The organism is Anatilimnocola aggregata (genome assembly GCF_007747655.1).
In the GTDB taxonomy this organism is placed as follows: Bacteria; Planctomycetota; Planctomycetia; order Pirellulales; family Pirellulaceae; genus Anatilimnocola; species Anatilimnocola aggregata.
Genome location: NZ_CP036274.1, coordinates 1,243,802 through 1,263,199 on the forward strand (window position 1 = coordinate 1,243,802; position 19,398 = coordinate 1,263,199).

General features: G+C 58.0%; 17 protein-coding genes. 9 read left to right on the plus strand and 8 right to left on the minus strand.

What is annotated here, in order from left to right; genetic code table 11:
* Positions 1-159: 159 nt before the first annotated feature.
* From ETAA8_RS04785 to ETAA8_RS04810, 6 genes are all read left to right on the plus strand, one after another.
* A complete protein-coding gene (locus ETAA8_RS04785) occupies positions 160-1,317 on the plus strand; it encodes a C2 family cysteine protease (protein WP_145085654.1) in 1,158 nt (385 codons plus the stop codon).
* 48 nt (positions 1,318-1,365) lie between these two features.
* A complete protein-coding gene (locus ETAA8_RS04790; protein ID WP_145085657.1) occupies positions 1,366-1,860 on the plus strand; it encodes a molybdopterin-dependent oxidoreductase in 495 nt (164 codons plus the stop codon).
* Between the two features lie 20 nt (positions 1,861-1,880).
* The gene (locus tag ETAA8_RS04795; RefSeq protein ID WP_145085660.1) at positions 1,881-2,537 is read left to right on the plus strand and encodes an HAD family hydrolase; all 657 of its coding nucleotides are present in this window, start codon (positions 1,881-1,883) and stop codon (positions 2,535-2,537) included.
* Between the two features lie 154 nt (positions 2,538-2,691).
* Complete coding sequence (locus tag ETAA8_RS04800; protein ID WP_202921562.1) at positions 2,692-3,636, plus strand: DUF1559 domain-containing protein; 945 nt, start codon at positions 2,692-2,694, stop codon at positions 3,634-3,636.
* Positions 3,636-4,091, plus strand: coding sequence for a carboxypeptidase-like regulatory domain-containing protein (locus tag ETAA8_RS04805; protein ID WP_145085663.1), 456 nt, complete (start codon positions 3,636-3,638; stop codon positions 4,089-4,091). The genes ETAA8_RS04800 and ETAA8_RS04805 overlap by 1 nt, the downstream gene beginning before the upstream one ends.
* 9 nt (positions 4,092-4,100) lie before the next feature.
* Positions 4,101-5,387 (plus strand): thymidine phosphorylase, encoded by a 1,287-nt coding sequence (locus tag ETAA8_RS04810; RefSeq protein WP_145085666.1) that lies wholly within the window; start codon positions 4,101-4,103, stop codon positions 5,385-5,387.
* A 25-nt stretch (positions 5,388-5,412) separates the two neighbouring features.
* Here ETAA8_RS04810 and ETAA8_RS04815 read toward each other — a convergent pair whose 3' ends face one another.
* Positions 5,413-5,991, minus strand: a complete 579-nt coding sequence (locus ETAA8_RS04815) for a hypothetical protein (protein WP_145085669.1) — start codon at positions 5,989-5,991, stop codon at positions 5,413-5,415.
* Between the two features lie 223 nt (positions 5,992-6,214).
* A complete protein-coding gene (locus ETAA8_RS04820) occupies positions 6,215-7,576 on the minus strand; it encodes a porin (RefSeq protein ID WP_145085672.1) in 1,362 nt (453 codons plus the stop codon).
* A gap of 439 nt (positions 7,577-8,015) precedes the next feature.
* Between ETAA8_RS04820 and ETAA8_RS04825 the strand changes: the two genes are divergently transcribed.
* Positions 8,016-8,339, plus strand: coding sequence for a hypothetical protein (locus ETAA8_RS04825; protein WP_145085675.1), 324 nt, complete (start codon positions 8,016-8,018; stop codon positions 8,337-8,339).
* Between the two features lie 65 nt (positions 8,340-8,404).
* Here ETAA8_RS04825 and hemA read toward each other — a convergent pair whose 3' ends face one another.
* The 6 genes from hemA to ETAA8_RS04855 all read right to left on the minus strand — a co-directional run bounded on the left by hemA (position 8,405) and on the right by ETAA8_RS04855 (position 17,493).
* Positions 8,405-9,679: a glutamyl-tRNA reductase gene (gene hemA / locus ETAA8_RS04830; RefSeq protein ID WP_145085679.1), complete on the minus strand. Its 1,275-nt coding sequence runs from the start codon at positions 9,677-9,679 to the stop codon at positions 8,405-8,407.
* The gene (locus ETAA8_RS04835) at positions 9,676-10,551 is read right to left on the minus strand and encodes a cytochrome c biogenesis protein CcsA (protein ID WP_145085682.1); all 876 of its coding nucleotides are present in this window, start codon (positions 10,549-10,551) and stop codon (positions 9,676-9,678) included. Before ETAA8_RS04835 ends, hemA begins: the two co-directional genes overlap by 4 nt.
* A gap of 48 nt (positions 10,552-10,599) precedes the next feature.
* Positions 10,600-11,676 (minus strand): sigma-54 interaction domain-containing protein, encoded by a 1,077-nt coding sequence (locus ETAA8_RS04840; protein WP_145085685.1) that lies wholly within the window; start codon positions 11,674-11,676, stop codon positions 10,600-10,602.
* A 40-nt stretch (positions 11,677-11,716) separates the two neighbouring features.
* A complete protein-coding gene (locus ETAA8_RS04845; protein WP_145085688.1) occupies positions 11,717-14,086 on the minus strand; it encodes a response regulator in 2,370 nt (789 codons plus the stop codon).
* A gap of 59 nt (positions 14,087-14,145) precedes the next feature.
* A complete protein-coding gene (gene argH, locus ETAA8_RS04850; RefSeq protein WP_145085691.1) occupies positions 14,146-15,576 on the minus strand; it encodes an argininosuccinate lyase in 1,431 nt (476 codons plus the stop codon).
* 474 nt (positions 15,577-16,050) lie between these two features.
* Positions 16,051-17,493 (minus strand): coiled-coil domain-containing protein, encoded by a 1,443-nt coding sequence (locus tag ETAA8_RS04855; RefSeq protein ID WP_145085694.1) that lies wholly within the window; start codon positions 17,491-17,493, stop codon positions 16,051-16,053.
* A 314-nt stretch (positions 17,494-17,807) separates the two neighbouring features.
* Here ETAA8_RS04855 and ETAA8_RS04860 point away from each other — a divergent pair, with 314 nt between their 5' ends.
* Positions 17,808-18,095 carry a co-chaperone GroES gene (locus ETAA8_RS04860; protein ID WP_145085697.1) on the plus strand — a complete coding sequence of 96 codons (288 nt, stop codon included), beginning with the start codon at positions 17,808-17,810 and terminating at the stop codon, positions 18,093-18,095.
* A gap of 137 nt (positions 18,096-18,232) precedes the next feature.
* Complete coding sequence (locus ETAA8_RS04865; RefSeq protein WP_202921563.1) at positions 18,233-19,348, plus strand: prenyltransferase/squalene oxidase repeat-containing protein; 1,116 nt, start codon at positions 18,233-18,235, stop codon at positions 19,346-19,348.
* The last annotated feature ends 50 nt before the right edge of the window (positions 19,349-19,398 follow it).

A 19,398-nucleotide genomic window follows, 5' to 3' on the forward strand; every position in this document is an offset into this window, starting at 1 on the left:
CTCTGTCTCACACCAAATAGACATGTCCTGATGATCGTAGAACTTTGGTTCGAGAACTTGCCATGAAGTGGTGAAGCGAGCAACAATCTAGCTCACACCAGCAGCGCGATTCAGGCTGCGACTATCATCCCCACCTTACCCCCGGTCTGGAACATCTGGATGTCACCTGCCAGCTTTGGTCGTCATTCGTGGCAACCTCGACTCGCCTTATATGCGATCGTTGTGGCTAGTCTCGCGTGCGGCGTGCGACGAGGAGCAACTGCCGAGCCGGCAGAATTCCTGGAGCAGATCAATCTAAATTTTGCCGCGTGGGATCAGGACAGCGATGGCGTGCTGTCGGTTCCGGAAATTGATACTGCCTCGGCCGATGCCAAAGTCACCGGCAAAGCAGCCGCGGCGCTCGCGGCGCTCAAGCGGGCCTCGCGAGTGGCGAAATACAAATCGCCCCTAATGAACAAGGCCAACATCGAAGCTTTTGCCACCGGCAAACCTGCCGACGACAAACCCAACTTGACCAGCATGTATGGCCAAGGAGTCAGCCGACTCAATAAGCTGACAAAACGCGAACTTTTTCCCGATGGTCTGCCGCGGCTCGATACGGTCCATCAAGGGAGACTCGGAAATTGTTATTGCCTGGCACCTCTCGGGGCGGTGCTGCATCGCAATCCGCAGCAGGTGATGGCGATGTTCACGCGATTAGATGATGGCAACTATCGCGTGACGCTCGGCAAGAATGCAGTCACCATCGCGCTACCGACCGATACTGAAATTGCGCGAACTGCCACGAACGAAGATGCCGGGATCTGGGTAAACATGTACGAAAAGGCGCTCGGCACACTGCGCAACGATGCGAAGCCAGCAGCTGATCGAGCGGGGTTGCCGATCGATGCTTTAGCCCGAGGCGGATCGGCAGGCACCATACTCGCGTACATCACTGGGAATGAAATTACCCGCTTCTCATTCAGGTTCGCCAAGGACGAAGCGGTTACTGAGGACGAACGGAAGGCGAAACTCGCCGAACTTCGAGAACAGTTGATCGCCGCTGTGCGCGAGAAACGAGTGATGACGTGCGGCACCCTGAAGCCGACGATGCCGGGGATCACTGGCAATCACGCCTATGCTGTTCTCGGGTATGATGCCAAGTTCGACGCAGTGAAAATCTGGAATCCTTACGGCAACGACTTCACGCCAAAGGGAGAGCCGGGTCCAACCGCTGGCTATCCGCGGAAACAGGGCGTGATGGAAATACCATTGAACGACTTCGTGAAGCAATTCAGCAGTATGTCGTTTGAGGTTACTCAAGTATCTGCCCAGTGACGGCAGTTGAGCTAAAATGTTGAAGATAGATTCTTTCACGAGAGATTCATGACCAACGCAGTTCTCCTCCGCATCACTGGTGAAGTCGCAAAACCCTGTGAATTGACGTTCGCTGACTTGGCTGCGGTCGACGCTATGCATCAGATTGCCGATGTCAGTCCGCTGGCTGGGGGTCGCGCGGGTACGGCGATTACGCTGGAAGGTCTACTGCAAGTGGCCCAAGCCAAGTCATCAGCAAAGTATCTGGGGCTGCATTCGCAGACCGATAACTTTCATGCGAGCATTCCGCTGGATGGTGTGCGATCCAAAGCGTTTCTCATTTATCAGCTGAATGGCGAACCGCTGTCACTCAAGGCTGGTGGGCCGTGCCGGTTCTTTGTGCCCGATCATTTGGCCTGTCGTTCGGCAGAGATCGATGAGTGTGCGAACGTCAAGTTCGTCGACACGCTCGAACTGACGGCTGCCAAAGGGCACGATAATCGTCCGCACGACGATGCCGCGCATGCTCAGTTGCACGCCAACGAAAAATCTCACCAGCAGTAATCGCCGGGCCAGGAAGTTTCATGCAGCCCCGGGCGATCTTCTTCGATTTTGATTTCACCTTGGCCGAATCTTCGGTCGCGACGATTGAGTGCGCGAATCATGCGCTGGTGGAGCTTGGCCTGCCGGCTGTCGACCGCGAAGCCATTCGCCGCTGCGTGGCGTTTCCATTGCCTGAAGTGTTTGCTCGCCTAACGGGAATTGAAGATCCGCAGATTGGTGCCCGCTTTTGTGAGGCTTACATTCGTCGTGCTGACCAGGTGACGGCTCAACTGACAACACTCTTCCCCGGTGTAGAAAAAACCCTGCGTGGTCTACGGCAGAGCGGCTATCGGTTGGGCATCGTCAGTACGAAGTATCGCTATCGGATTCAGTCGATTCTGTCGCATCTCGGTGCGCATGACCTGGTCGATGTCATCGTCGGCGGCGAAGATGTTCGCCAGCATAAGCCCGCACCGGAGCCTCTGTGGCGGGCCCTCTCGCGCTGGCAATTGGCACCCGACGAAGCGCTCTATTGCGGCGACCATCCGGTCGATGCTCAGGCGGCTGAAGCCGCCGAAGTTCCATTTGTGGCGGTGCTCAGCGGGCCTTCGCTGATCGCAGAGTTTGACGGCTTTCCACGCCGAGCCGTGTTGCAGTCAGTGACTCAACTGCCGGCTTGGCTGGGCGTGATGGAATGACGTCGCATGAGTCAAACTTGATTGCTACGGCTATTCAGACTATTTTGCCGATGCAACTTCGCTTTCTCTCCCTCCCGTAAAACATGTGTCAATGAACAAGTCCCACCCCAACGGTTGCACTTCGTCGCGATCCTCGCGTTCAGCATTCACATTGGTGGAACTGCTCGTGGTCATCGCGATCATTGGGGTGCTGGTGGCGCTGCTCTTGCCGGCGGTGCAGGCCGCACGCGAAGCAGCACGGCGGACTCAGTGCGCGAATAATCTTCATCAAACCGGGCTAGCGCTCGCAAGCTATGAATCGTCGCACAAAGTGTTTCCCTGCGGCGGCCTGTACGGTCGCGGTAATGGCTACGGCCATTCGTGGTGGGTGCGAATCCTGCCCTATGCCGAAGAGACAGCTGTTTACGACAAGTTCGATCAGTTCGGCAACTCCTCTGGCTACACCGGCTGGCTGGGGGGCGGCACTCACAACGGCAACGCGGTCAATCGAGATTTGCTCCGTAAGAAAGACTTCAAGTTTATGTTTTGCCCGTCGAGCAATCTGCCTCGCTTTGTTTTGAAAGTGGCACCGCATGATGCCAATGTAATGAGCGCAACATACGCCGGCATTTCCGGCGCAACAAATCACGATTCTGCGACTAATAAGTCATCGGCGGGGGGCGCTGATGGCCGCATTTGTTCGGGTGGCGTTCTGAACAATTTCTTGGCGGTGAAGGCAGCCGAAGTGACCGATGGCCTCAGCAATACGATTTCGGTCGGCGAGCAGTCCGATTTCTGCCGCGATAGTAGTAACCCGCGCGTCGACTGCCGCAGCGATTGTGGTCATGGCTTTTGCATGGGGCCCGGCGGCGATGGTTGGCAACGGCTGTTCAACATTACTTGTGTCGTTCACAGGCTAAACGAAAAATCGGCGCTCGCGCTGGGCGTGCCGGGCAACTGCGGCCCGAATCGGGCCATTCAATCGACACATCCCGGCGGGGCGATGGTGCTGTTCGCAGACGGCGCGACCAAATTCCTGCGTGAGGGAATCGATACGACGACGATCCTCTACAATCTGGCCAATCGCGACGATGGCAACACGCAGCTGAATTACGAATAATGAATAACTCTATCGAATTTAAAGCGATTTCGTTTCGCTGGGCGAGCGTCTTCATTCTGGTCGCAGCGTTGAACGGCGGTTGCCAGCGTGGCGAAGTGCTGGGGCCGGTGAGTGGCGTTGTCACCTTTGACGGTGAACCCGTGCCGGGGGCGATGCTGATCTTCCAAAACAATGCCCAGGGCGTGCATATGATGGCGCGGGCCGATGAGAACGGCCGGTACGAAGTACTGATGGCCAATGGTGCCGGCCTACCACCGGGTGAATATCAGGTGGCCGTCAGTCCGCCGATTCAGGATCATCCGCTGGGGCCGATTACTGCGCCACCTCCCGGCGCCAATATCTATCCGAATATTCCAGACCGCTACCGGGATGTGAAAACAAGCAAACTGAAGTTGCAAGTTACCGAGCAGGCCAACACGCTCGATGTGAACATGACCGCGAACGAAGCTCCCTGAAAGCCCGCCATGAATCCGGTCGTAACGATTGCCAACAAGCGTGACGGGAAGGAACTCTCGCGAGCGGAGATCGCACACTTCATTCATGGCTTTGCAACAGCCAAGATTCCCGAATATCAGATGGCCGCGCTAGCGATGGCCATTTACTTGCAAGGAATGACCACCGCTGAGACCGCGGCCCTGACCGAAGAAATGCTGGCCAGCGGCACCGTCATGCGTTGGCACGACGATGGCCGCGCGGTCGTCGACAAGCACAGTACCGGGGGAATTGGCGATAAGACGTCGCTGATCCTCGCGCCGCTGCTTGCCTGCTGCGACTTACGCGTGCCGATGCTATCGGGACGCGGTCTGGGAGCGACCGGCGGCACGCTCGATAAGCTCGAATCGATTCCCGGCTTTCGCACTGACCTGGACCGTAACGAGATCCATGCCATCGTCAACCGCGTTGGTTGCGTTATCACCGGCGCTAGTCAGGAATTCGCTCCAGCTGATCGCAAACTTTATGCGCTGCGTGACGTGACTGCGACGGTGCCAAGCATTCCACTGATCACGGCCAGCATCATGAGCAAAAAGTTGGCGGAGGGTCTTGATGCGCTGGTGCTCGATGTGAAATGGGGGAGCGGTGCTTTTATGAAGACGGCTGAGAATGCCCGCCGGTTGGCACACGCGCTAGTCGATACCGGCCTGCGCATGGGTGTGAAGACCGTGGGGCTGGTGACGGACATGAATCAGCCGCTGGGCCGGATGAGCGGCAACGCGCTGGAAGTGAACGAGTCGCTGGAAGTGCTCGAGGGGAAGGGCCCCGCCGATCTGTGGCAAGTGACGGAAGAGTTGGGGATTGAATTGCTGCTGGCCACGGGGCGAAGTGCGACACGGGCAGCGGCTGCTGAGATGTTGCAGGGACATGTTCAGAGCGGTCGAGCGCGGGAAAAATTTGCCGAGATGGTTCACGCGCAAGGCGGCGACCTCGCTCAGGCCCGGGTGATTGCGCCGGCCACTGAAGTCATCAGTGAGCGGGCCGGGTATGTGTCCGCCATCGACGCCGAAGAATTCGGGCTAGCAATTATCGAACTAGGTGGCGGACGCAAGCTCATGAGTGACAAACTCGATTTTTCGACGGGGATCGAAATGCGCGTTCGTTTAGGTGAGCGGGTGGAACGAGGGCAGCCACTGGTCAAACTATTTGCGCACGCTGGTCAGCGCGAACATGCCGAGCGAATGATTCAGCGGGCAATTCGAATTGACGAACAGCCCGCCAGCGCCCCAACGTTGATCGTTGAACGCATTCCCAATTGATTCACTGCGGTCAATCTTCGCACAGTTATTCGGCAGCCGGTTGTTCGGTCGTGATCTTGGGGAACTTGAACTTGCCGACAGCTTCCAGCAGCGGCACGCGCAGCTGTTTCATCTTGGTAAGAAACTCGCGACCCTCGTCTCGGCCATACGCGCGCTGGGCATATTGCTGGGCAATGATGGATTTGCCATCGGTCCCTAACTCATAGATGAAGACGTTGAACTCGACGATGTCCTGAGTGGCGTCCCACGTGATGAAGTCGATCATTTGACGTTTGCCGTCGGCGCTCGTGTGCTTGGCCGAAGGTGCCAGAGGGTTCTGCTGCTTCAGTGCCTTCAGCACGTTATCTGCCAGTTCACGATAGTCGGTTCGTCCCGGGTATTTGCGAACGGAGAGCATTGAAGACCATTCTTCGAGGCCTTCTCCCTCGGGAATGTACTCATTGATGATCTCGTTGAAGTTGCCTTGGCGATTCACGTTGACGAACGCCAGCTCAAACGTTTCGTCACGAAACTCCAAGCTTGCCGGTTCGGCCGCCGACGAGGCCAGTGGCAACGCGAACAGCAATACCAGCGTCAGCAATTTGGCAGGCAACGAAGTAGACATTGAGAAACCTCCGACAGTGGGATGATTCTCAACTATGCTGCGCAAGTGACTGGTGCGCTGGCCAGTTGGAACTCCGATCAGCCGAGATTGATTCTGCGTGGGATCGAACCTGCCGACTGCGCCGGTTGTGCCGTTGGCCTGACAGTGTTCAACAAGAAACAAAACCAGGGTTGCAGTGGCTGCAACCCTGGCAAGTTTTTGCTCTGTCTTGCTCTATTGAAGGTTAGAACAAGTAGATAAGGTCGATCGAGAACAACAGTTGATCGCTGCGAGTGCCGTCGTCGAACGGCAACGCAGCATTGCCGTTGTTGGCCACGCCATCGAACCAGTCGTAGCGAATTTCGCCACGCACAGTCAGGTTGGCAGTCGGGGCGTAGTTCAAGCCACCGGTGATTTCGAAGAAGTTACCGGCAAAGCCCGAACCAGCCAACGGTTGACCGACCGAAGGACGAAGTCCCGTCACCCGAACACCGTCGTTATCGCGGAACCATTCACCACGGAAGCCCGCCTTCCAGCAATCGTTGATCGTGTAAAAGAGGTACTGGTTGATGCCGTACCACTGAGCTGAGCCAGCGCCTGCACGATCACCGGCCACTTGGCTGCCGAAGTCATGCTGGAAGATGTACTGCCAATCTTCGCTGAAGTTGCGCGTGTATACGAGGCTATGCGTATAGCGATCGGTGTATGGCCCGGTGACAGTCGGTTCGTTCCCAAAGATCGCGTTGAAAGCGAGCACGTCTTCGCAGCCAGTCCAGGTGAAACCAGCGATAAAGCCGGGATCGTCCTGGACGCGAGTCAGAGCATCCCAACCATTGACCACACCGTAGTTCAGCGAGATCTCGTCGCTGGCCTTGTACGAACCAAGCACACCCCAGTGGGTGAAGGGTTCGCCGTATTGCATGGTGTAGGCATGCGAGTAGAAGAAGTTGCCATTGGCAGGCACCACTTCGTAACCGAGCACCGTGTAAAAGTGACCGACCTTGATCGAGTTGTTTTCGTTACCCACTTCGGCATACAACTGCGGAATCGCCAGGCCATAGTATGGATTGGAGTTCCACTTCGCCGTGCCGGCAGGAGTGAGTTCCCAACCGTTCGACTGCGTGAAGATGTAATCGGTGCCGTACAGCACATCGACGCGGCCACCCCAGTTCCAGCAGCAGGTTTCGCGATCGATGGTCTTTTCGCCAATCAGATACAGCTGATTCAGCATTCCTTCATTGCGGTCGTTGAAGGTCACTGGACCGTTGTATCCACTGGCCGGGCTGACCGAGTTACCGGTCCAGCCAGCGTTTACGAAGCCAGTGATGTTCCAGCCACATTCCTTCTGGCAGAATAGCCGCCAGGGATCGCACGTAGCTTCTTCTTCCTCGGCAGGCGCTTCGCAAGCTGCGCAGTGGGCAGGTGCATCCGCGGATCGTGTCAGGGGCTGAAGTCCCGCCCCCACTTCCGGCTCGGGAGCTGGCGGTGCATTAGGCTGCTCGTAATCGGCAATGGTGTATGAGGGAGATTGCGCACTGCTGACGAGTGGCAATCCAATCGAAGCTACAATCGTCAAGGTTGCAGCTACTAACCAATTCACTTTCATCCCCGAACTCCTTAATGTCGCCTAGTGTGGCAATGGCATACAGAGTGGCGTTGCCGCTACCCTTTCCGCGGGCCTCACCGCAACCGCCTGCGGCTCCCCATGCAGAGCGACGTGCGTTACATCGCACGTTCCCACCGCTCCCAGTCGTGACTCTCTCGATGCCGGCACAGCAAGCCTGGCCGTAATAGGTCTTTCGAGAGTTACCTGCGGAATAATTAATACTCACGGATCAATCGCGAAGGTCGCCGCGTTGCGAAAGGTTGCCCCAGTTTGCCTCGCTTGGCTAACGGGCACACGTTAAGGCCCCCTTACTTCGTCTGGGGAGGAACGAACAGCCGAGAGGCGGCCTGGCGGCCATACTCCACATGTTCATGAGGGAGTAAAATTCAACCTGCCAACGGTTTATGGTTGCTAGCAAGTTCCCTGGAGCGAGAATCGCATGCCCACACGTCGTGAGAGAATCGAAGCGCTGCTTGTCGACGAGCCACAGGATCAGTTCTTGCGCTATGGCCTGGCGATCGAATTCGAGAACGAAAGCCGCTTCGAAGACTCCGCCGTCGTCTTTCGTTCGTTAATGAACGACCCGGTGCCGCATGTGCCTTCGTTCTTACGAGGCGCACAGCTATTCGTCAGGATGGACGAAATCGAAGAGGCCCGTGCTGCCCTCCGCACTGGCATCGAGATTGCCCGTTCCCGCGGCGAAATGCATCCCGCCGGCGAAATGGCTGAACTGCTGATGACCTTGGGATCGCTGGGGGAGTGATGTCGCGATTAACTCTGATGATGTGCGCGATATTACTAGTTGTACAAGCAGAAGAATTTCCTAGCTCAATCTTTGAGCTTAAATAACCGCTTCAACGCATCGAGTAGACCGTGCGGGGCACCATGTTGGGCTTCGTCACGGAGGGATTCGAGCGGCGGATGCAGGAGTTTGTTGACGAGACGATCGAAGCCCTGGCGGATCTCGCTTTCGACCTTAGGATCGAGACGGCCAAGTTTGTTCAGCAGTCGGGCAAGTTCGTCTGCCTTGACTTCATCGGCCCGCAACTTGAGCCGGCGAATTGTGGGGGCCGTCGCACGGTGGTTCAGGTCCGTCATGAACCGCTGCGTTTCTTCCTGAATGATCTTTTCGGCCTGAGGCCATTCGAGCTCTCGTTCGCGGCGATTGCGCTGGCAAGCTTCCTGCAGATCGTCGATGGCGTAGAGATAGACGCCCGACATTTTGCCGATTTCCGGTTCGAAGTCGCGCGGAATCGCGAGATCTAAAATCAGAATTGGCCGCTGGTACCGAGCTTCGACAATCGTCTTGAACGAGTCGACCGTCAGGATGGGGTCGTTTGCGCCTGTCGCACTGACGACGAGATCAGCTTCGGCCAGCAGCAGATAGAGCTTGTCCCATTTCTCGGCCTGGCCGGCCATCCGTTGGCCGAGTTCCTGAGCCCGTTCGAAGTTACGGTTGCAGATCGAGATCTTCCTGACGCCCGCATCGATCAAGTAGCGCAGCGTTTCTTCGCCCATCTCTCCGGCGCCGATAACCAGCACGTGCTTATCGTCAAATCGCTCAAAGAACTGGCTCGCGAAGTCTCCCACCGCGACGCTGGGAATGCTGACCCGCCGCTGATTGATGGCCGTCTCGGTGGCGACACGCTTTGCCACTTTCAGTGCCGCTTGGAACGCAGCGTTTGTCAGCGGACCGACGGTGCTACTGGCGGTGGCCAGTTCGTACGCCTGTTTCACTTGGGCAAGAATCTGCGCTTCACCGACGACCATACTATCGAGGCTAGCTGCCACAGTGAATAAATGCCGCACGAAGTCTTCGCCGGTTCGCTCGAACAGGTCGTTGAATACTTCGACCGGATCGAGCCCGTGGAACTCCGCCAGGAACGACACCATGTCGTGATGCGAAGGGCAATCACTGGGCTGTTCGCTGGCAACGTATAACTCCACGCGATTGCAGGTGGAGAGCAGAACCGCTTCCGCCGTCGGATATCGCTGGCGCAGGCGCTGCAGCGCGAGCGAGGCCTGGTCCTTGTTGAAGGCCAAACGTTCACGGACTTCGACAGGGGCAGTGTGATGGCTGCACCCGATCATTTGCAGCTTCATCGGATGGCCTCCGCCGAAGCTGCTTTTTTCTGAGCATTCGCGGGCGCATGCTGAGATGCGCCTGTGGCCAACATGATCATCACAATGGCCAGAAAACCGAAACTCGCAACGGTGAGGTAAGCTACTTTTCGCCCTTGCTGAGCCGGTTTATAGGTCCATTCGAAAATCGTGGCGGCTAACAACCAGCCGAGGAGCAAGCCCGAAGTGATTACCACGGGATCGGTCCAAGGTACGAAGCCCTGGCCGGCCGTGCGAATGAAATTCATCACGATCCCGGAACCAAGGCCCAGCAGAATCAGAAAGAATGAATAGGCGAGCGATTGCTTGTTGACACTTTCCAGCCATTCGAGCGACGGCAAGCGCAGGAGTGTACTGGGCTGCAATTTGTGCTTTAAGCGATACGATTGCACCAGGTACATCAACCCCGCCACAAACCCGAGAGAAACAACGACCACGCCAAGCAGCAGCATGATGCCGTGAGTCATGCCCCAAAGTTGTAGCGCCTGATCGCGCTGAAAGGTCTGTGCTTTCTCCAGCGAATAGGCCAACCCGATGAGCGCCAGCACCACTGGCAGCATAAAAAGTCCCACTGGGGACTGCGGTCGGCGAATCGTCCAGCCCACGTATAGGGCGGCGAGAATCCACGCGGCGAGCAGGCACCAGTCGTACCAACTCGAGAGAGGCAGTCCAGTCGCCAGCCCCGATTGCGTCCGTTGATACAAATGGACCGTGTGAGCGAAGAGTCCAGCCAGCGTCATGCCAATGATCAGGAAGAAACGCACCGGCATGCGAAAGAACAGCCGCGTCACTTCCATCGCCAGGGCGACAGCATAGCTGGCCGTAAAACAGACGATGGTAATGCCGGAAAGCATGGGCGGGAGAGTTGCTGCGGGAAAGAAAGTGGTAGCAAGATCCGGCCGTTATTCGTCGGCCTTCTCTTCCTTCTCTTCTAAATTGTACTCGACGAGCTTACTGCGGAGGGTATTCCGGTTGATGCCCAGCCGGCCGGCGGCCTTGGTTTGCACGCTGTTGCAAATTTGCATCACCTGGACAATCAGCTCTTTTTCGACGCGATTGACGATCTTCTCGTGCAAGTGGTGTTCGTCCGTCCCCAGCTGATTCACACCTTGCTGGACCACTTCATAAACCAACGTATCGAGATCGACACCGCGAATCTTGCCACCGCGGCGTTCCTTCTTGCCGAGCACATTTTCCGGCAACAGGTCGATGGTGAACTCGTCCCCGTCGGCCATCGTCACGGCCCGCTCGACGTAATTCTGCAACTCGCGGACATTTCCCGGCCAGTGATAGTCCTGCAAGGCCTCAATCGCTTGCGGCTGAATATGCACAACGTGCTTCTCGTTCCGCTCGCTATAGATTTTTAAGAAGTGGGCGATCAGCGCGGGAACATCTTCGCGGCGCATGCGGAGCGGCGGGATGACGATGGGCACCACGTTCAAGCGCCAATACAAGTCCTCGCGAAAGCGCTCCGATTCGACTTCGTCGTACAAATTGCGATTGCTCGCGGCGACGATGCGGGTATCGACACGAATGGTCGCGGTATCGCCCACGCGTTCGAACTCTCGTTCCTGCAACACGCGGAGGAGTTTCACCTGCAAGAAGAGCGAGGTGCTGTTGATTTCGTCGAGGAAAATCGTGCCGGTGTGGGCTGCTTCGAATCGCCCCGTACGGTTATTTACCGCGCCCGTGAAGGCACCGCGAACGTGACCAAAGAGTTCGCTCTCGAGCAGGCTCTCGCTGAGTGCTCCGCAGTTCACGCGAACGAACGGTCCACTCGCGCGATTGCTCAGGCGGTGAATGGCAGTGGCAATCACTTCCTTGCCGGAACCCGTTTCGCCCATGAGGAGCACAGACGCATTCGTGCGCGCGACCTTGCGCGTGAGTTGGTAGACGGCTTCCATTGCCTGGCTGGTCCCGATGAGGCCGGGAATCGGCGGGCCCGTTTCCGGGGCGGCATGGCGGTTGGGCGGGTACATGGATCCTTCCAGCGGCGGTCAGGCAGGCGACTAAGGTTGTCTATGGTTTGAGCGGAACAGAGGCCGCGCGGCGGGACTCGAGCGTATCGAGCAAACCGCCCAAGACAGCTTGGGTGTTTGCGTCCAGCGTTGCGCTGGAGTTGTAACGTTCGTATTGAGCGATGATCTGTGGCTTGGTCAGCAGGATGCCTCGCTTCTTTACCGCGGCGGCAAAAGCGGCTGCTGCGGCCTGACGATCGGCCAAGGCGCGCGCTGGCTGGCTGGCCGTATCGACCAGTGCAGTCTGAGCTTTAGGCGTCGCCAGGGTGGCAAGTACTTCCGTCGCAGCAGCGGCCAGCGACGGATTGCCCAGAGCCGTGATAACTGAGCCCTCTTGCCGCAGCACATCGAACCGATTGAGCGAGTTGTTGTCGCTGGCCAAGGTTTGCAGGGCAGCTAATGCGGCCCGACCATGAGCGTTTCGTTCTTCGCGCGATAGCAATTCTCGCCCGCCGCGCTGGCGAACTTGCCCCGCGATGAACGCCGTGGTTTCGCTGGTGTGAGGTCTGGGTACGACCAACGTGCGACGATCGTCGGCCAGCAACACGCCGACGGAATCCACGTTATACGAACGAATCTTGCCTACCGGATCGCGCAAAGTTTGATCCGCAACGATGGTCGGCAGGTCATCGACGTGATCCGTCCCAATCATCACACCAATGGGAATTAAGGCCGTACGACGATCGCGCCGCAGCAGTTGCACCATCTCGGTCACCGGCAGATCAAGCGCATCGCTGATCAAGATCAAGTCGTAATCGGGGCTCGTCGTAGCCAGGCGAAACGCGTCGCGACTGTTCGTGGCCACTTCGCCAAAATAACCTTGATCGGACAGCAAGCCGACGATGGTTTGGGCATAGGCGGCGCGAGCATCGACGACCAATACGCGGTCGACACCAGCGGTACGAACAGCTTCACCCAGCACTTCGGTCAGGTGGCTGGCACCCGGAAATGATGTCTGCGGTTGCAGCTTGACAATCGCCAGCGCTGCCGCCAAACGGACGCGACGATCGGCGTGCGTGAGCGCCTGGGGCAACACGTTGGGTGCGCTGCTTTCCGAACTGAGCAACTTCGCGTCGCCAATTTCGCCCAACACTTCCAAAGCGGCAATCGCCGCCGCATGACGTTTCTCGGCCATCGCCAGGGCGAGTACATCGGCCACCATTTCTGGACCAGCCTCAGTGGCCAGCACAAAAGCGGGCGAATTCTTTGCCAGCGGACGAGCCACGCCCCCAATGGCTTTGGAAAATTCCAGGTGGTGGAGCAGTCGCAGGCGCTGGTATTCAGCGCTCTGAGGCTCCATCCGTTGCAAGTCGGTCGCAATGCGGGCATTCAATTGGCGAATGGCATCTTCGAGTGGCAGACTGCTTGAGACCGGGCTCGCCTTCGCGGCATCCCATTGCCAAACAATCGTCTTGTTGTCGGCATTCGGTTTAAAAGGATGCTGACCTTCAGCAATCTGGCGCAACTGGCGAACGAGATATTCCTCGCTGTCTTTTCGTGGTGGCACGCCACCCATAATCTGAGTTAAGGCACGTCGCGCGGCGGTGCGAAGTTCGGGTGAAACGCTGTCGGCCCACGCAGGCGCGAGGAGATGACGCACTGCATCGCGCGAGTTCATCAAGCCTAACGCATTGGCAGCGACGACCTGCATCGGCTCGGGTGCGCCAGCCAGCACACCAATCAGGGGAGCTTCCGAAGTCGTCGCCAGATCGACGAGGGCCTGGTAAAGACCCGAATGTTCAGCCGCCCGACTGGGGTCTGCTAGCGCTTGCAATACAGGACCAACGAGCGCTGGACCCGCTTGTTCGAGTCGCACAATCGCGCTCGAAGCGGCTTCGAAGTCGGAATTGCTAAGAATCTTCACGAGTGCCGCGAGTCGAGCCGGATCTTCAGCCAGCTTACGAGCCGCAGTCAGGACCAGTGTCGAGACCTGTTGCCCTTCCGGTTGCAGGTCGACCGTGGTGCTGAGCTTGAGGAAATAGTCCGAACCAAGCTTGCCCACGAGGGGGGCCAGGTCTTCTTCCGGAAACTTGGCATCCAGGAACTTCGTCAGATAGCGTTTGGCTTCGTCATCGCGGCCGAAGTTTTGCACCGCCAAGGCAGCTTGCAGAATAGCTTCAGGTGTCTTGGGGTTCGACTCGCGCAGTTGCAGAATCACCTCGGATTCCGCACGCGGGATGTCAGCCGCTTCGCCTGCTTCTCTCTTCGTAGGTTTTGGATCCCCGGCCCCATCACCAAACGGATCGGCGCCACCTTTGCCCGGCGGCGGTTGCGCGCCAACCTGCAGCAGCCACACCGGGCTCGAAAGTAGCAGCAGGCCGCCACACCAGAGGATTTTGGCGAGCAGCGATGGAGCAGGAGAATTGATCATAAAGAGCGAAACTTCGGCGAGTGGAAACGATCTCGCAGCACCCTTGGTGCGCGCGACGGCTATTTCTCTAGCGTAATTGCTCCTTCGTCGGATTTCAGGACTGCCGGGTCTGTTTGATACAACCGGCTTCGCCAGATCTCGATCTGGCGGCGAACTTCACTGGGAGCAGTCGAACCGTAGCTGCGAAACGCGGCCACGGCCTTATCGACCCCCAGAATCTCGCGCACGCTTTCATCCAGGTCCGGATGGGCGGCTTGTAGCGTCTCTAACGGCAACTCAGCCAGCGAGACCCCTTGTTGCATGGCCTGATTCACCAGCGAACCTACCAGGTGATGGGCCGTCCGCTGGGCGATTCCCTTTTGAATCAAGTATTCCATCAACGTGGTCGCGTCGAGATAGCCGCGGTCCAGTTTCGCGGCGATCCCTTCGCGGTTGAGCTTCGCGCCAGCCACCAATGGAGCCGCTAATTCCAAACATAGCTCGACGGTTTCAAATGAGTCGAATAGCGGTGGCTTGTCTTCTTGCAGGTCGCGGTTGTACGCCAGCGGCAAGCCTTTAATCAGCACCAGCAAAGTTTGCAGATGGCCAATGACACGGGCCGATTTGCCGCGAGTCAGTTCCAGCACATCGGGATTGATCTTTTGCGGCATGATCGACGAGCCGGTGCAGAACTCGTGCGGCAACTTGAGGAAGTTGAACTCGGCAGTCGACCACAGAATCCATTCTTCGGCCCAGGTGCTCAGGTGGGCGGCAATCAGCGAGAGAACGAACGCCGATTCCACGACGAAATCACGGTCGCTACTCACATCGAGGCTGTTGCCGGCCACGCTATCGAACTTCAGCCGCTGCATGACATCGTGGCGGTCGATGGGAAGTGTCGTGCCCGCGAGCGCGGCAGCGCCGAGTGAGCAGACGTTCGTCCGTTTGCGGCAATCTTTCACCCGGTCGATATCGCGGGCCAGTTTTTCGCAGTAAGCCAACCAATAGTGCGGCGCGAGCACCGGTTGGGCCCGCTGCATGTGCGTATAGCCGGGCAGAATGACCTCGAAGTCACCCTCGCAGCGGTCGAAGAACGCCCGCTGCAGGTTCTCGAGACCGTCCTTGATCCGGTCGAGGGCGTCGCGAACCCAGAGCCGCAGATCGGTAGCAACTTGATCGTTTCGACTGCGGCCGGTGTGCAACTTGCGGCCCACATCCCCCAGACGCTCGATCAGCGCCTGTTCGATGTGCATGTGGATGTCTTCGAGCGCGATGCTGAACGGAAATACGTCGTGCTCAATTTCCTTGCCAATCTGCTGAAGGGTCGCGCAGATCTGGTCCCGCTCATGTGGCGTCAATACGCCCACTTCTGCCAGCATCTGGGCATGGGCGGTGCTTCCCTGAATATCGTGCGCATAGAGGCGGCGGTCGAAGCTGATGCTCTCGGTAAATCGCTCAACTCGGCGATCGGTCGCCTGCGTGAAAACCCCGCTACGGGAAGGAGTTGCCAATCGGGGACTCGCGAAAATAGGGAGGTGACGGGACGGATTTGAAGAGGCGTTCCATCCATGAAAACAACCGCTAAATTGCAGTCGTTCTAGCTCTCAGGAGAGTGATAAGCATTGTCATGCTAGAAACGCGGGCCAACGTTGTCAACGAGCGGCAAGCCGGTGTTTCGCCTAAAGAACGGGCACGCTAGTCAGACAATCGTGCAGAGTGCGGGTTCGTTCACCTGCGGAGATTACTTTTTCGACCCGATTCGGCCTGCTGAAAGGGGAAGTGCGAATAGCAAGGCTCATCGGACTCGATCGCGAGACAGTGGAAGATAGTCAGCCCTAGCCGACAAGCTGAGGAGCCTGAATCGGCCCACGACCAGGTTGAGATGAAAATCGCAGTCTCCGCGACGGCTCAATTCAGCTCGCGCTAACGAACGTAGGTTCAGGCGGGCTATTGAAAGAAGCGGGGATGTAATAGGACTGCCCGAATCACGCTGCAGCGGGCGAAGTCGTGGCTTCCCGCAATTGCGTGGCGAGGTCGCGGATCTCTTGCTCGTAGCGGCGACGTTCGTCGTGCAGGTTTTGCCGCGAAGCGCGCAGTTCCTGCTGCTCGGATTCGAGCTGTTGTTCTCGTTCGACCAACTGCCGAGCCTGCTGTTCGATGCCGGCCTGGCGAGCCGAGCCCCAGTTGCGAACTTCCTGCCGTTCGGCGGTGAGCAACTGATGCTGCCCTTGCAGTCGCTCGGCCAATTGGACGAGCTCGTCCTTTTGCTTGGTAAGGGCCTTCTGCTCCTGTTCGTACTGCTGACTGAGTTGTAGCCGGAGTGAAGCGATCGAGCGGGTGATTTCGGCACTACTCAGCCGCCCGGTGATTTGGGCCCACAGTTGCTCGGCAATCAGCCGCATTTCGAGCGACTGGCGATGGACCAGCCCGATTTCGGTTCGCATTTGCTCCATGGCCACGCGTTGACGCTCGACAATTGCTTCGCGACTTTCGAGTTCCCGCTTGCGTGACACAAATTCCAAGTCGATCGCTTGCAGGCGTTCATCCCAGGCAGCTCGTTCTCGCTGCAGTTGGTTGGTCCCTTGCACGCGCATCCGTTCGAAGTCGACGCGTTCTTGATCGAGCCGCTGCTGCTGCTCGCGCAGAACTTGCTCGCCTGTCTCCAACTTGCGGCGACGACCGGCGATCTCAAAATCGAGCTCTTGCCGTTCTTCTGCCACTGCGCGAGTCCAAACTTCTTCGGCCCGTTCGCGCTGCTGGCGGGCAGCGGCTTCTTCATGTTTCTGCTGCAATTGCCAAAGGGACTGGGCGTGCGAAAAGGCCGCAGCTTGCCGATCGAGTTCCTGGCGGCGCTGGCGCAGTTGCAGATCGAGGGCCTTCAGTTCTTGTTCGCGGGTGATGATCTGCTCGGCCCGTTCATCGAGCGTCTGAACCTGCTGCTCGCCGATGGCCACTTCGCTCGACCGCTGCTGCAGGTCTTCCACTTGCCGGCAGAGTTCCCCTTCGCGCTGTTGAAACTCATATTCTCGCTCGCGCTGCCAGAGGCGGGCAGAACGGAGGTCGGCTTCGAGTTGGGCAATGCGGGCGTTGAGTTGCGATTCGCGGCGGTCGACTTCCGTCAGCCGGGCTTTCAAGTGTCCTGCTAACTGAGCAGCCTGTAGTTGCAACTGTTCTTCGCGGAGGGCCAGATCTTGCAGCGGGTCGCGCGGGACTGCTGTGGCGTGAAAAATCTCGTCGTTCTCGGCGGCGGCGGTCAGGGCTGAATCGGCCAAGGCCGCCATCATTTCGGGCGTTGTCGTGGCAGCTGAACCGGTCCCCTCATGGGCTGCATCGATGCGATGGGGCGAAACCGACTGGTCCCTAGACGACAGAGTCTCGCTAGCAGTGGTTGCTGCGTCCTTAGTCTTGCCGGCGCGAGTTTTGGTCATGGTATCGGTCTCCGGCATACTCTCGGCCAGCAGGCCCGGTCAGCTGTCCGGGCTTAGCAGTCGTCAAGGTCCGCGCAATCGTTAAAGCTTCTCGCGTTCAATCGGCAAAATCGGACCCGAACATCAGTCCGTTGTTCCCAGAACCGGTGAATTGGTGGCCACAGCCTACCCACGTCGCCGAAGTTCTTTGGGCTAAGGCTGCCCAGCCCCGCTAGCAGGCGATGCTTGCGTCTGTCCGCGGCGCGTGCGACAATCCCGCCCCAGCGAAGCCGGTCTTGTGACCTGCCCCCGCATCCCGCCGGAGATCCCCGTTCATGAAGCTTGTACCCCTGGGCGACAAAGTCATCATTCGACGCCTACCTGCCGAAGAACGAACCGCGGGGGGCATCGTCCTGCCCGACTCCGCCCGCGAGAAGCCGCAGCAGGGTCGCGTCCTCTCTGTCGGCGATGGTGCCCTCCTCAGTGACGGCCGCCGCAGCCCGTTGACCGTTCAAGAGGGGGATCGGGTCATGTTTCACGCCTACGCGGGGAACGAGCTGAAAATTAACAACCAGGAGCTTCTCATCTGCCGCGAAGACGACATTCTGGCGATACTCGACTGATTCTCTCGTATTACATTCGGTCTTACCGCCTCTAGAAAAACGCTGCTGTTCCGCAGATAATGCCGAAAGTCGTTCCCTTCTTGTCTGTTGCTTGCCAGATTGCAACGGCCTACTTCTCTTTCTAGAGGATCCGGTTCATGGTTCGTCGTTTCATGGCAGCAATGGTCTGCGCAGTTGTCTCTGGCACAATGTTGGTTCCCGCCCACGTCTCGGGTGCCGACACCGCAAACAAAGCTTACGAGCCGATGGTCAACCGCGCCATCGAATTTCTCACCACCAAAGCCCAAGATGCCGACGGCGCTTACAACGCCAAAGCGGGCCCCGCGATTACGGCACTCGTGACTGCTGCCCTGCTGCGGCACGGTCGTTCGCCGGCCGATCCGCAAATCGCCAAGAGCCTGAAGTATCTCGAGAGCTTTGTCCGGGCCGATGGTGGCATTCATGCAGCCGAAACAAGTCACAAGAACTACGAAACCGCGATTTCGCTCGTCGCCTTCGGCCTGGCCAATAAAGATGGCAAATACGATACGATTCTGAAAGCTGGCGAGAAGTACATGAAGAGCCTGCAGTGGGGTGCGACCGATGGAAAGGCACCGAGCGATGTCGAGTACGGTGGCGCAGGCTACGGCAAGAACAAGCGGCCCGATCTCTCGAACACCAGCTTCTTCATCGATGCCCTCAAAGCAACCGGCAACGGCGAAAGCGACGAAGCGATGAAGCGGGCTTTGATCTTCGTCTCACGCTGCCAGAATCTGGAAACCCCGAACAACACCACCCCCTTCGCCGCCAAAAAGCCCGACGGCGGTTTCTATTACACTCCCGCTGCTGGCGGTTCCAGCCAGGCCGGCGTTGATGAAGAAACCGGCGCCCTGCGCAGTTATGCGTCGATGACTTACGCCGGACTCAAGAGCATGATTTATGCCGGCGTAGCGAAGGACGATCAGCGCGTAGTCGCGGCCCAGAAGTGGCTCGCCAAGAACTACGACCTGCAGAGCAATCCCGGCATGGGCACCTCGGGCTTGTACTACTACTACCATACGATGGCTAAGACACTCGATGCTCTGGGGCAGGACAAGTTCGTTGATGAGAAGGGCGTGGCTCACGACTGGCGTCAAGAAATCATCGAGACGCTGGCCGCCAAGCAGCAACCTGACGGGAGTTGGGTGAACGAAAACAACCGCTGGATGGAGGGCGATTCCGCCATCGTCACCGGTTATGCCCTGCTCGCCCTGTCGTATTGCAAGGCGAAGTAACGTGGCTGTTGCCCTTAACTCGAAGCGTGGGCTTTAGCCCACGCTTCTAA